The 13,294-nt window shown below is 45.1% G+C and carries 9 protein-coding genes and 1 pseudogene; 5 read left to right on the top strand and 5 right to left on the bottom strand.

The features are described from left to right. Window positions 1-94 precede the first annotated feature (94 nt). Window positions 95-2,200 carry an ATP-dependent DNA helicase RecG gene (gene recG / locus K7R11_RS10540; RefSeq protein WP_262899807.1) on the bottom strand — a complete coding sequence of 702 codons (2,106 nt, stop codon included), beginning with the start codon at window positions 2,198-2,200 and terminating at the stop codon, window positions 95-97. A 126-nt stretch (window positions 2,201-2,326) separates the two neighbouring features. Here recG and K7R11_RS10535 point away from each other — a divergent pair, with 126 nt between their 5' ends. Genes K7R11_RS10535 through K7R11_RS10525 form a run of 3 tightly spaced genes read left to right on the top strand, consistent with a single transcriptional unit; the run spans window position 2,327 to window position 6,302 of the window. Further along, complete coding sequence (locus K7R11_RS10535) at window positions 2,327-4,459, top strand: M1 family metallopeptidase (RefSeq protein WP_224490577.1); 2,133 nt, start codon at window positions 2,327-2,329, stop codon at window positions 4,457-4,459. 17 nt (window positions 4,460-4,476) lie between these two features. Next, the gene (locus K7R11_RS10530; protein ID WP_224490575.1) at window positions 4,477-5,382 is read left to right on the top strand and encodes a patatin-like phospholipase family protein; all 906 of its coding nucleotides are present in this window, start codon (window positions 4,477-4,479) and stop codon (window positions 5,380-5,382) included. Continuing rightward, window positions 5,379-6,302, top strand: a complete 924-nt coding sequence (locus K7R11_RS10525; RefSeq protein ID WP_224490573.1) for a patatin-like phospholipase family protein — start codon at window positions 5,379-5,381, stop codon at window positions 6,300-6,302. Before K7R11_RS10530 ends, K7R11_RS10525 begins: the two co-directional genes overlap by 4 nt. A gap of 2 nt (window positions 6,303-6,304) precedes the next feature. Here the strand turns inward: K7R11_RS10525 and K7R11_RS10520 are convergent, their stop codons facing one another. The 3 genes and pseudogenes from K7R11_RS10520 to K7R11_RS10510 all read right to left on the bottom strand — a co-directional run bounded on the left by K7R11_RS10520 (window position 6,305) and on the right by K7R11_RS10510 (window position 9,027). Next, window positions 6,305-6,820 (bottom strand): DUF7935 family protein, encoded by a 516-nt coding sequence (locus tag K7R11_RS10520; protein WP_224490572.1) that lies wholly within the window; start codon window positions 6,818-6,820, stop codon window positions 6,305-6,307. Between the two features lie 149 nt (window positions 6,821-6,969). Continuing rightward, window positions 6,970-8,259: pseudogene (locus K7R11_RS10515) on the bottom strand (amidohydrolase). Window positions 8,260-8,481: 222 nt separating this feature from the next. Next, window positions 8,482-9,027, bottom strand: coding sequence for a DsrE family protein (locus K7R11_RS10510; protein ID WP_224490571.1), 546 nt, complete (start codon window positions 9,025-9,027; stop codon window positions 8,482-8,484). A 181-nt stretch (window positions 9,028-9,208) separates the two neighbouring features. Between K7R11_RS10510 and K7R11_RS10505 the strand changes: the two genes are divergently transcribed. After that, a complete protein-coding gene (locus tag K7R11_RS10505; protein ID WP_224490570.1) occupies window positions 9,209-11,545 on the top strand; it encodes an ATP-dependent helicase in 2,337 nt (778 codons plus the stop codon). Window positions 11,546-11,613: 68 nt separating this feature from the next. Further along, complete coding sequence (locus tag K7R11_RS10500; protein WP_224490567.1) at window positions 11,614-12,240, top strand: L-threonylcarbamoyladenylate synthase; 627 nt, start codon at window positions 11,614-11,616, stop codon at window positions 12,238-12,240. 71 nt (window positions 12,241-12,311) lie between these two features. Here the strand turns inward: K7R11_RS10500 and K7R11_RS10495 are convergent, their stop codons facing one another. Further along, on the bottom strand, window positions 12,312-13,175 hold the full coding sequence (locus tag K7R11_RS10495) for an OmpA/MotB family protein (protein WP_224490564.1): 864 nt from the start codon (window positions 13,173-13,175) through the stop codon (window positions 12,312-12,314). Between the last annotated feature and the right edge of the window lie 119 nt (window positions 13,176-13,294).

The raw sequence follows: 13,294 nt of genomic DNA, 5'->3' as shown, positions 1-13,294 counted from the left end.
TTGTAAGGTGGATTTCCAAACTATTCCGGCAGGTGAGTGGCTCACGAGACAGCGTACAGATTTAAATGGCTGGAATCAGGATAGTTATCATGTGTCAGGAAATGTAGGTCCAGATATTTTTATGTTTGGCCATCTGCTGGTAAGTATAGGCTACAGGTCTGTTTTTTTCCTGCTTAAGTCCCGGATCGTCCTTAAGGGTTCTGATAGCGTAGTAACGTGCCGCTTTAAGGATCTCATTGTCTTTCACGATATCGGCTACCTTAAGGTTAAGAACACCGCTTTGCTGGGTGCCCATCAGGTCTCCGGGGCCTCGCAACCTGAGGTCAACTTCCGCGATTTCAAAGCCATCATTGGTGGCACACATGGTTTCCAGGCGCGTTTTGCTGTCGTTCGATAATTTGTGGCCCGTCATCAGGATGCAAAAGCTCTGCTCTGCACCCCGGCCAACACGTCCCCTTAGCTGGTGCAACTGAGATAATCCGAACCGCTCTGCACTTTCGATAATCATAACAGATGCGTTAGGTACATTTACCCCTACTTCGATCACAGTAGTAGCGATCATGATCTGGGTTTCTCCTCTGAGGAACCGGTCCATTTCATAATCTTTATCTTCTGCTTTCATCCGGCCGTGCACAACAGAGATCTGGTAGTCCGGCCTGGGGAATTCCCTTTCTATACTGGCGTAGCCGTCCATGAGATCCTTGTAATCCAGTTTCTCCGATTCTTCAATCAGGGGATAGACCACATAGATCTGCCTTCCTTTTTTGATCTCATCTCTGATAAAGGCGAAAACCTTTAGCCGGTTGGCGTCATATCTGTGCACGGTTTTAATAGGTTTACGGCCGGGGGGAAGTTCGTCTATCACAGAAATGTCCAGGTCTCCGTACAGGCTCATGGCCAGGGTCCTGGGTATAGGGGTGGCTGTCATGACAAGGATGTGTGGAGGGGTATGATTTTTATGCCATAACTTGGAGCGCTGTGCTACCCCGAAACGGTGTTGTTCATCTATGATGGCAAGACCGAGATTTTTAAACTTCACCTTGTCCTCCAGCACCGCATGGGTACCGACAAGAATATGAAGGCTTCCGCTTTTCAATCCATCGTGGATCTCCTTTCGGTCTGCCCTGGATGTAGAGCCGGTAAGGAGCCTGATCCCGATGTGCAAACCTTCCAGCAACGCCGACAGTCCGTTATAATGCTGTTGTGCCAGGATCTCGGTAGGTGCCACCAGGCAAGCCTGATAGTTATTGTCGACTGCCAGAAGCATGCTCATTAGGGCGACAATGGTTTTTCCCGACCCTACATCTCCCTGAAGTAACCGGTTCATTTGAGCATGGCTTCCCAGGTCGTTCCTGATTTCGCGTATCACCCTTTTTTGAGCGTTGGTGAGTTCAAAGGGGAGGTGGTCATTATAAAAATTCTTAAAGTGTTCGCCTACCTCCTCAAAGGGCAGTCCCTTGATCTTCTTCTTATTGCTCAGGTTCCTGGCGATTAGCTGCAATTGAATATAAAAGAGCTCCTCAAACTTTAGCCGGTATTGGGCTCTTGCCAGCAATTCGCCATTTCTGGGGAAATGTATGTTGATCATCGCCTCGCTCTTGGGCATTAGTTTGAGTTCTGCCAAAAGATCGGAGGGAAGGGTTTCGTAAAATCGCCCTCGCGTTTCCCTGAAGAGTTGCTGGAGGAGTTTGTTGATCACCCTGTTGGTAATTCCCTTGTTGGCAAGCTTCTCTGTGGACGGATAAACAGGCTGCATGCCCGATTGTAAACTTCTCTTATGGTCTTCAAGGAGCTCCATATCGGGATGTGCCATGGAAAACCCGTTAAACCAATTGGTTTTACCGAAAATCACATAGGGCTGATTGATCTTAAGGCTTTCCCGAATCCATTTGTGAGCCCGGAACCAAACCAATTCCATTTCTCCGGTCTCATCCCTTAAGGTGGCTACAAGGCGCTTTTTGCCCTTGTGTTCCACCGTTTTAAGGTGTACTACCCTTCCTATGACCTGAACCTCTGCATTATTGCGTTGCAATTCATTGATCTTATAGTAACGGGTGCGATCGAGGTACCTGTTTGGAAAGAGGTTCAGCAGATCCTGGTAGGTATGAATACCCAATTCCTGCCGCAAAAGATCAGCCCGGTTCGGACCTACTCCTTTCAGGTAATCAATGGGAGTTTGCAGGAGGTTTGTTTGCACCATGATACGAATATAAAACATTCGTTTGAAACCTCAGACCTCTGCTTTACTCCTGCGGGGTATGGCAGGGTGAGGAGGCAGAATATAAAATTGATTACATTGTAGGGGTAATTGCTTAAGATCATATAAATGAAACAATTTCTTCTGTATTTCAGTCTGCTGTTTTCGGTTTCCTTTTTTGCTCAGAATGGAGACGCTGTGGATTTTACGGAAGGTAAGATCAATATAGCGGTAAATCCTGCTGCACAGGAAATAGCAGGGGAGGTATTGTATAATTTCAGGGTGCTCAAACCAGTAGACAGTATCCTGCTTTCTTCCAGGAACCTGGATATTCTTAAAGTGACCTTCAGGGAAAGGGAAATAGGGTTCAGGACTTATAATAAAAGCCTTGTACTGGACCTTTCTCTTGATCGCGGACGCTATAAAGGTTTAAAGATAATCTATAAGGCCCATCCTGAAAGTGCTGTGTATTTTCCGGGATGGCGTTCCGGGTATCCTTCAGAGGATAACCTTGTGGTTAATGGGGAAGGCGGAAGGCAGGTATGGACTCAGGGCCAGGGCAAATACACTTCATCATGGGTGCCCTCTTTTGACGACATGAATGAAAAGGTCAGATTTTCTTTGGATGTCCGGTTTCCCCGCGATTACCAGGTAATTGCAAACGGGGAATTGCGAAAGGTAGTACATGAGAAGGACGAGAGCATTTGGCAGTATGAAATGAAAAATCCCGTCAGTAGTTATTTACTGGCATTTGTAGGCGGACTGTACGATAAACGGGAAATTCGGTCGTCTTCGGGAGTTCCCATCCATCTCTATTATTATCCTTCAGACAGTAGCAGGGTGGAGGCCACTTACAGGTATACACGGCAAATCTTTGATTTCCTGGAGAAAGAAACGGGTGTTCCATATCCCTGGGTAAATTATAAACAGGTACCGGTGAGGGATTTTTTATATGCCGGGATGGAAAATGTAACGCTGACCATTTTTTCAGATAATTATATCACAGATTCCAGAGGATTCACCGACAGGAACTACGTGAATGTGAATGCGCATGAGCTGGCACATCATTGGTTTGGTAATCTGGTAACAGAAGAAAGCGGAAAGCACCACTGGCTGCAGGAAGGTTTTGCCACCTACTATGCCTTGCTCACTGAAAAAATGATCTTTGGGGAAGATCACTATTACTGGAAACTGTATGGCACAGCCAGGCAGCTTATTGCACTTTCCGATAACACGAACGGAGAGTCGTTACTTGACCCTGAAGCCGGGAGTCTGACCTTTTATGAAAAGGGGGCATGGGCGCTGCATATCCTCAGAGAGCGAATGGGTGAAATGGCGTTCCGGGAAGGAATAAAGGCATTTCTCAATGCCTACGCATTCAAAAATGCCACGACGGAGGACCTTTTGGAGGTGTTGTCGGGCTATACGGAAGTTAACCTGCAGGAATTTCGCGAGACATGGCTGGAGCAACCCGAGTTTCCGGCAGCGGAGGCTATCCAAAGCTTGAAGAGGAATGCTTTTATTGCGCGATACATGGAGATAGAGGAGGATAATGCTCCCCCCGTGGTGCTTTTTAACGAGTCCAAAAACGCCCTTAAATCAGATTCCTTTTACCCGTTGAAACAATTGATAACCGAACGATCTGCCTATTGGCCACGCAGGTACAGGGACTCCCTGTGGCTTTATGCCCTAAAGGAAGGTGATGGTTACGTCCGCGCAGGGGTAGCCAAATCAGCAGACAGCATCGGCGTTACATTAAAGCAGGAATTTGAATTGCTCCTGGAAGACCCAAGTTACATAACGGTACAGGAGGCATTAATGAAATTATGGATCGAGTATCCTGAAGATCGCTCGCGTTATTTAAGGGAAACAGAAGCGCTGATCGGTTTTGAAGATCATTCGCTTCGTATGCTGTGGCTGGCCCTTGCTTTGTTTACTTTTGACGATCCGGAGCTTACACAGCGATACTTCGGGGACTTAACCGCCTATACAGGTCCGGGTTACCCTTTTGATACCAGGCAACAGGCTTTTAACATGCTGTATGAGATCGGGGGTTTTACCAGGGCTTCTTATCTGAATTTGATGCAGGGTATGCATCACCCGGCCTGGCAATTTTCGAGGTTTTGCAAAAGTATGATGGACCGGCTGCTGTCGAACCCGGAAACCAGGATCCAGATAAGGAGTATTTTACCTGACTTAAAATCACCATTGAAGGATACTATCGAAACCAGAATGGAAGCGGTTATTTCCGGCACCAAATAAACCCTAGAATTGATTTTATGAGAGCATTAGTAATATCAGGAGGAGGGAGCAAAGGAGCCTTTGCCGGAGGAGTTGCGCAATATTTGATCGAAGATCTCAGGCGGGAGTACGGGTTGTATATCGGGACCTCAACAGGAAGCCTTCTCGTGAATCATATGGCTCTTAAAAAGGTAAGGGAAATAAAAAAGGTGTACACCTCGGTTACGAATGACGATATTTTCAGCGTTTGCCCTTTTGTGATTCGAAAAAAGTACGGGGTCGAACAGATCGCCATTAACCATGTGAACGTGTTGAGAAACATCCTCAGCGGAAGCAAAACCTTTGGTGAGAGCCACCAGCTTAAGGCATTGATAAAGAGAACCTTCACCAAGGAGGATTTCAATGCCCTTAGAAATTCACTCCAGGAAGTTGTGGTTACCGTATCCAATCTTTCCCTGAATCAGGTAGAGTACATTTCCATTAACGATTTCGACTACGAATCTTACACTGACTGGATCTGGATCTCCTGCAATTATACCCCTTTCATGTCTCTCGCCCGTCGCAACGGATGTGAATACGCAGATGGAGGCATGGGGTGTATGGTGCCAATTGAAGAGGCCATCAGGCGGGGAGCGAAGGTAGTGGATGCGATTATTTTGCAAACAGAGGTAACGCAATTGAACCGTATGCCGTCTCGAAACCCCTTCGGATTGCTTACCAATATGTTTTCCTTTATGCTGGATCGTATTGAAAAACAGAATATAAGGATCGGTAAATTTGCAGCAACTCACAATGATGCAATTATAAATTTCTATTACACCCCAACTGTATTAACTACAAATTCCCTTATCTTTAACCAAGAACGAATGTCCGAATGGTGGGAGCGAGGGTATGAATTTGCACAGTTCCAAAGCCAGCAAACAAGTCAATTGGAAATTTTATGAAAGCCTTGGTTATTAGCGGCGGAGGAAGCAAAGGAGCTTTCGCCGGAGGAGTTGCTCAGTATCTTATCGAACAGGAAAAGCGAAATTACGAGCTGTATCTTGGAACATCAACGGGTAGTCTTTTAATCCCACACCTGGCCCTGGGCAATATCAACAAAGTGTATGATATGTACACTTCGGTGAATCAGCGGTCAATCTTCAGCAAAAACCCTTTTGTGGTTAAAAAGAAAGGGGATAAGGAGTATGTAGCCATAAATCACCTCAATGTACTTTGGCAGCTTATAAAAGGGAAACGCACTTTCGGTGAGAGCAAGAACCTGCTTCGAAATATTCGCCGCACCCTTTCTCCGGAGGAATTCTACAGATTAAAAGAGCGCAGTAAAGATGTTGTGGTCACTGTTTCCAATCTTTCCATGAATCGTGTGGAATACAAGTCTATTAATGATTTTGATTATGAAGACTTTTGTGACTGGATCTGGATGAGTTGTAATTACGTGCCTTTTATGTCTTTAGCAAAAAAAGACGGACATGAGTACGCAGATGGTGGTCTGGGCTGCGTGATCCCCATTCGGGAAGCCATCAAAAGAGGTGCCACGGAGGTGGATGCCATAATCTTGGAAACCGAGAATAAGGAACATTCCAAGGTTTTGGGTAAAAATCCCTTCTCTCTTCTGGTGAATCTCTATTCCTTTGTTCTTGATCAGTTGGAATCCCACGATATCATTGAAGGCCGGCTGGCAGCAATGAATAAGGATGTAAAATTAAATATCTATTTCACCCCAACCCGCCTTACGGAAAACTCCCTTTATTTCAATAAAAAACTTATGACCGACTGGTGGGCACAGGGTAAGGAGTATGCAGCCATTCGCACCGAAAAATTAAAGTCAGACCACGCTAAAAGCATTGACCTGGCCGGATAATATTACCAGAGCTCTCCTACCTCCTTTTTAATATACCCCAGAGCTGCATTCGATGGGGGTTGCTTATCCAGAAGTTCATTTAAAAGCCCTTCTCTTAATTTGGAAGCAGAATCGGACTGCATTCCCGCCTTTCTGATAAGTTGGATCGTGGCATTTTTAGAGGCTTTGATCACATTCCAGCACTCATCTGAGATATAGATCTGCTGGGAAATATTGTGGTCGAATTCGTTCTCTATGGTCGATATCAGAAGGGATTCATATTGATCCTTATCTGCTGATGCCGGAGCAATTCGAACCAGGAGCTTTGCAGGATTTATGCGCTCCAGAAACAGGGCCATGCGCTCATAGGCTTGTAGCCGAAGGGGCAGGGCATTCTTTTTGGTTTCTTTATGTAACAGAAATCGTCTTCTTCCTTCTTCGTTCCTGGTGTGAAGGTTAAAGAAGTAATAAGCGATAAGCCCGGTGATAAGTGCAGGCAAGAGATAAAATAAAAGTTCGATGATTTTAGATTCGTACATGGTTGTTCTTGATATTTTAAATGCAATAATACTATTTCGTTCTTACTTTTTTAAATATTCATCCTCAGCTATACCATTGACCTGAGGGTTAAGGTGATTTATTCCGGCATCCCGAACGATCCCTTCACGTGGCTGAACACTGCTTGTTATTACTTATCCGGCTGCAGGTAATCATACACAATATTGATGAAAGCCTTTACCCCGGTAAGCATTCCACTATCGTCTACATAAAAGTCAGGGGTGTGATGAGGGAAATAAGCATCAGGAGCCGCATCTGCTGGTTTTCCACCGATAAAAAAATAAAATCCCGGTATTTCCTTCGCGAAAAATGAAAAATCTTCAGCCCCGGTGGTAGCATTCTCTTCCTTTACATTTGCCTCTCCGGCGGTTTTGATAAGAGCTGGAAGCATTTACCTGGTAAGTTCCGGATCGTTATAGGTGATAGGGTAACCCGAGGCAATATCGATACTTGCCTCGGCATTATAGGCGGCAGCAATGGCTGGTACCATTTCTTTCAAACGCTGATTGAGTTTGGCCTGCATATCGTAATCAAGAGTCCGGATCGTCCCTACCATTTCTACACGTTCAGGGATGATATTGTTTCTCACACCACCAGCGATCTTGCCAACGGAGACCACTGCTGCTTCCTTGGTGAGCTCCATTTCCCGGCTCACCAGGGTTTGCATCCCGTTGATGATCTGAGCAGATACCATAATAGGGTCAGTTCCGTTCCAGGGTGCAGAACCGTGCGTCTGTTTTCCTTTTACATCGATAACAAAACGCTGGGATGCAGCCATGGCTCCTCCCGACTTGTATCCGATGTGTCCAACAGGGGTATCCGAGCTGATGTGTAATCCGAAAATAGCTTCTACATCCGGATTCCTGAGAACCCCTTCCTTAACCATAAGTTCTGCTCCTCCTTCTTCCCCCGGAGGTGCGCCTTCTTCTGCAGGCTGAAAAATAAACTTTACCGTACCGGCAAAATCATTGTTCCTGGATAAGACTTCAGCCACCCCCATAAGAATGGCAATATGGGTGTCGTGTCCGCATGCGTGCATAACCCCGGTTTCCTTTCCTAAATAGTTGGTGGTCACTGTAGATTTAAAGGGGACCTCCGTACGTTCGGTTACAGGAAGGGCATCGATATCTGCTCTCAGGGCGATAACTTTTCCCGAAGCTTTCCCTTTTAATATTCCCACAACGCCTGTTTTGGCAACGCCTGTTTTTACTTCGAGTCCGAGTGACCTGAGATGTTCAGCAATTTTAGTGGAAGTGTTGAATTCCCGGTTAGACAATTCAGGATTTTGATGGAAGTAATGCCGCCATTCAATTACCTTTTGTTCAATGTCTGCAATAGCACCATCCACGTTCTTCTGGGCGTGTAATCCGGAAATGCCGGAACAAATGACTGCAATCAGGACTGGTAAAATATTTTTCATTTTAAATTTTTTCATGGGTCGGTATTATTTTTTATCTACTCATCGGCACTATCTCTCGAGATCGCCTGCTATTTTAACGGTATTGGTGGTGGAGGAATATCATTTTATTAATGGAGGCATGTATTAAAAGCCCGTTGGTTTACTAAGGTCGACTATCCTGATCTTAAAGTTGAGAAATAAAATGGAAGATTCGTGCATGCCTTTGTGTTGTATTGAAAACTACTAAAAGTGAATTAACCGGTACCCTTCATTTTGAAGTTGCACCAAAGCGGTCATTGCTGAGAGGGCCATTTGGGTTCCCGGAATCGTCTCGGACAGTTGTACTCCGTGGTAGGCAGAAGACTGCCCGCAAAGCACCAATTCTACCCCTGCCTCGATCAGGGTGCGCACCAATGGCAGGTTTGGATTATCGATGCCGAATTCCTGCTGGTAAGATTCGGATAGCAGTAGATCCTTTACTGCTTTTCCATGAATCACCATGGCCACCTTCAGGTTTTGCTTTTCAAATCCATTTTGCAGGTGTAGATTCAGGTAACGGGCTGCGGTTTCTAAGCTGGGATTTACCCGGGAGGAATCAGCCGGTTTTCTGCTGACATCAAAAACGGCATGGAACTTCGCGCTTTTATCTGTGCGGAAATTAGCTTCGGGAACCGGGTAGACCGGCCCGAAATTTTTGGACATGGGGCCTGTTTTGGTCTGAAGCTGTGCGTATGTGCCGAAAAATCCAGATAGAAGGAGGAAGGAAAAAAGCAGTAGGTTTTTATTCATGTTTTTGGTTTTAATGCTAATATAATATAATCATCCATGATGTTTATAAATTATCAAATTACATCGCCTGAAATAGGCAGGTATTGGTTAAATTGTCGCAATTTTTGTGAGGAGTACCATGCGGATATTCCTGCAGGGAACATGTGAGAATGTAAATTTCAGAAAATTAAAGCGTTAGGTCTTGGAGAATTATATAGCTGAACTGAATGATGCGCAAAGGGCGCCTGTTTTACATAAGGATGGTGCATTAATGGTAATTGCCGGCGCGGGATCCGGAAAAACCCGGGTGTTAACTTATCGTATTGCCTACCTGATGTATCAGGGGGTAGATCCGTTTAATATCCTGGCACTTACCTTTACCAACAAGGCAGCGCGTGAGATGAAGGGGCGTATTGCCTCTATTGTAGGAAGTAGTGAAGCCAAAAATCTTTGGATGGGTACCTTTCACTCGGTTTTCGCAAAGATCCTCAGGATCGAGGGTGATAAGCTGGGGTATCCCAATAATTTCACCATTTACGATACCCAGGATTCTCAACGCCTGATAAGTGCTATTATCAAGGAGATGGGTCTGGATAAAGATGTGTATAAGTACAAGCAGGTACAAAGCAGGATCTCATCCTTTAAGAACAGTCTGATCACCGTAAAGGCATATTTCAACAATCCGGATCTGATGGAGGCCGATGCCATGGCCAAAAGACCACGGATGGGAGAGATCTATAATGAATATTGCGAAAGGTGTTTTAAGGCGGGGGCCATGGATTTTGATGACCTCTTACTGAAAACCAATGAATTGCTGACCAGGTTTCCAGAGGTGCTCGCTAAATACCAGGATCGTTTTCGCTATATCCTGGTGGATGAGTACCAGGATACCAATCATTCGCAATACCTTATAGTGAAGGCGCTTAGCGACAGGTACCAGAATATATGTGTGGTAGGCGACGACGCCCAAAGTATTTATGCTTTTCGGGGTGCGAACATCAACAACATCCTGAACTTTCAAAAAGATTATGATAACGTAGCCATGTATCGCCTGGAACAGAATTACCGCTCAACCGGGAATATTGTAAGGGCGGCAAATTCTGTGATCGAAAAAAATAAGAGCCGGTTGGATAAGGTGGTTTGGACCGCCAATGATGACGGGAATCTCATTAAAGTGCACCGTTCGGATACAGATGCTGAAGAAGGAAGGTTTGTGGCGTCATCCGTTTTTGAAAACGCCATGCAAAAGCAACTGACCTATGGGGATTTTGCAGTGTTGTACAGAACCAATTCCCAGTCAAGAGCTATTGAGGATGCCCTCAGGAGAAAGGATATTCCCTATCGTATCTATGGAGGATTGTCTTTCTACCAGCGTAAGGAGATCAAGGATGTGCTGTCTTACCTTCGCCTGGTCATTAATCCTAAAGATGAAGAGGCGCTGAAAAGGGTTATTAACTTCCCGGCAAGAGGGATAGGCCAGACTACTGTTGAGAAGCTTACTGTAGCTGCAAATCACTACAAAAGATCCATTTTCGAGGTTATGGCTAATCTCGATAAGATCGATCTTAAAATTCACGGGGGCACAAAGCGAAAACTGGAAGATTTTGTAACGATGATCCGCAGCTTTCAGGTCGCCAACCAATCTGTGGATGCCTTTCAACTGGCTGAACAGGTAGCCAAACAAACCGGAATTTTACAGGAGTTCAAAAAGGATGGTACCCCGGAGGGAATACAGCGGATGGAAAATGTTGAGGAGCTGTTAAACGGGATACAGGATTTTGTTGAGGGGCAAAAGGAACTGGCTGATGCCACAGGAAACCTCAGTGAGTTTTTAGAGGATGTGGCCCTGGCAACCGACCTGGATCAGGATACCGGTGATGACGACCGGGTTGCGCTTATGACCATCCATTTGGCAAAAGGTTTGGAGTTTCCCTATGTCTATATAGTTGGTATGGAAGAAGATCTCTTTCCTTCTGCCATGAGCATGAACACCCGTAGTGAACTGGAGGAGGAAAGGCGCTTGTTCTATGTGGCCCTGACCCGGGCAGAGAAGCAGGCCTATCTCACTTATACTGTGAGCAGGTACCGTTGGGGAAAACTAATCGATGCCGAGCCCAGCAGGTTTATAGAAGAAATAGACGATGAGTTCCTGGAGCATCTTACTCCCCCGATGGCATCGGGGTATCGCTATAAGCCCATGATGGATGATGATATTTTTGGCCCTGTGGATAAGAGTAAGCTGCGCACTACAAAACCCATTGCAGGAACCCCGCCATCGCATCATAAACCTTCTGAAGATAAACTCAGGAAGTTGCGAAAGATCAAACCCGATCTTGGTGTACCAAAGGCGAACAACGCGAGTTCAGATTTCATAAATGAGCTGGAAGTGGGAAAGCGGGTAGAGCATAGCAGATTCGGGAAAGGGGAGATTATTAGCCTGGAAGGATTCGGAAATGACAAAAAAGCCGAGATCAAATTTGAAACAGGGGGAGTGAAGAAACTTTTACTTCGTTTTGCGAAATTGACCATTCTCGAATAATTATATTCCGCCAGATTAAGTTAACTTTATAGGAACATTTACTATTGTTCTTATAAAGCGACGTCGATATGGCCCAGTTAATTCGAATTTACGAGGAGAATCCGGATCCGCGTGCTATCAAAAAGGTAGTGGATATCTTACGGGATGGTGGCCTTGTGATCTATCCGACGGATTCGGTCTACGGACTGGGATGCGATATTACCAATACACGTGCCCTGGAGCAGATTGCCCGTATTCGTGGTGTAAAGCTTGAAAAGGCAAATTTCTCCTTTATCTGCGCAGATCTGAGCAACCTGTCGGACTATGTGCGACAGATCGACACCCCAACCTTTAAGATCCTTAAAAAAGCCCTTCCCGGGCCTTTTACATTTATTCTTCCGGGTAATAATAACCTGCCCAAGGTCTTCAAGAAAAGAAAGACCGTAGGGATCAGGGTGCCCGATAATAGTATTGCCCGTTTGTTGGTGGAACAGTTAGGGAATCCTATTGTTTCCACTTCAATTTACGACGAGGATGAAGTGATAGAGTATACCACCGATCCGGAACTGATCAGGGAGAAATGGGAAAAACTGGTGGATGTGGTTATCGATGGGGGGTATGGCGATAATATTCCAACCACGGTGATCGATCTTTCCGGGGCAGTACCGGAGGTGATCAGGCAGGGTAAGGGTGATGCAGACCTGATCCTGGGATAATTTTTCACGACCTGAAATAAAAAAAGCGTTCCACATGGGAACGCTTTTTATTTATAGTGAACTGAAACAGTTTAGTTGATTTCAGGATCTGTAAGTCCCTCTTCAATCATGCTGTAGAACTGATCGATCTTAGGTAATACTACGATACGGGTTCTTCTGTTTTTAGCTTTTCCTTCGCTAGACTCGTTGTCTGCAACAGGAACGTACTCTCCGCGACCTGCAGCAGTCATTCTTGCTGGAGATACTCCGAAGTCATCCTGAAGGATTCTAACAACTGCAGTAGCTCTAAGTACACTCAGGTCCCAGTTGTCTTTGAAAGGAGCAGTAGATTTTACCTTATCGCTGTCTGTATGTCCTTCAACCATAAATTCGAAGTCAGGCTTGTTCTTAACAACAGTAGCAACTTTTCCTAAAACCTCTTTGGCTCTTTTTGTTACTGTGGTACTTCCTGAAGCGAAAAGAAGCTTGTCGGAAATGTTCACGTAAACAACACCTTTTTCAACGCTGATGTTGATGTCTTCGTCGTCAAGGTTACCAAGTACACCTTTCAGGCTTTGTACGAGTGCCAGGTTGATAGAATCTCTTCTAGTTACTGCATCCTGAAGTTTACGAATGGTCAGGTCTTTCTCTCTCAGGCTTTCCAGAGATTTCTCAAGATTTTCGGCTCCTTTGGTTGTCAGTGTGGTCAGGTTACCCATGTTGTTGATAAGCTCCTGGTTATTGGCGCGTAACATGGCGTTTTGTTCTCTAAGCGAGGCAAGCTCAGCGTCAGCGGTGGCCTTGTCTTCCAGACAGCTGTTTAATTTAACAGTTGCTGAGTCCAAAAGATCCTGAGTTTCTTTTTGTTTAGATTCCAGTTCAGAATACTTCTTTGAAGAAACACATGAAGAAAGGATTAAGGCTCCTGCAGCACCGAGTAAAAGAATTTTTTTCATAATGAATGATTTACTAAAATTTTAAGTGTTAACAGTTTCAGTTTACCGCAAAATTATAGAAAAAGCAATACCTCAAACGGGGGAATTCGTTAATATTTTATTAAATACAAATACCCTTG

Origin of the sequence: Robertkochia flava, assembly GCF_020166515.1 — a bacterium.
GTDB classification, from domain to species: domain Bacteria; phylum Bacteroidota; class Bacteroidia; order Flavobacteriales; family Flavobacteriaceae; genus Robertkochia; species Robertkochia flava.
Note: the sequence above shows the minus strand (reverse complement) of the source record. Positions and strands in the feature narration are given on the sequence as shown.

Excerpts from the sequence above, each read along its gene's own strand:
- recG (WP_262899807.1), bottom strand. The coding sequence starts at position 2,200 with ATGGTGCAAACAAACCTCCTGCAAACTCCCATTGATTACCTGAAAGGA.
- K7R11_RS10535 (WP_224490577.1), top strand. The coding sequence starts at position 2,327 with ATGAAACAATTTCTTCTGTATTTCAGTCTGCTGTTTTCGGTTTCCTTT.
- K7R11_RS10530 (WP_224490575.1), top strand. The coding sequence starts at position 4,477 with ATGAGAGCATTAGTAATATCAGGAGGAGGGAGCAAAGGAGCCTTTGCC.
- K7R11_RS10525 (WP_224490573.1), top strand. The coding sequence starts at position 5,379 with ATGAAAGCCTTGGTTATTAGCGGCGGAGGAAGCAAAGGAGCTTTCGCC.
- K7R11_RS10520 (WP_224490572.1), bottom strand. The coding sequence starts at position 6,820 with ATGTACGAATCTAAAATCATCGAACTTTTATTTTATCTCTTGCCTGCA.
- K7R11_RS10510 (WP_224490571.1), bottom strand. The coding sequence starts at position 9,027 with ATGAATAAAAACCTACTGCTTTTTTCCTTCCTCCTTCTATCTGGATTT.
- K7R11_RS10500 (WP_224490567.1), top strand. The coding sequence starts at position 11,614 with ATGGCCCAGTTAATTCGAATTTACGAGGAGAATCCGGATCCGCGTGCT.
- K7R11_RS10495 (WP_224490564.1), bottom strand. The coding sequence starts at position 13,175 with ATGAAAAAAATTCTTTTACTCGGTGCTGCAGGAGCCTTAATCCTTTCT.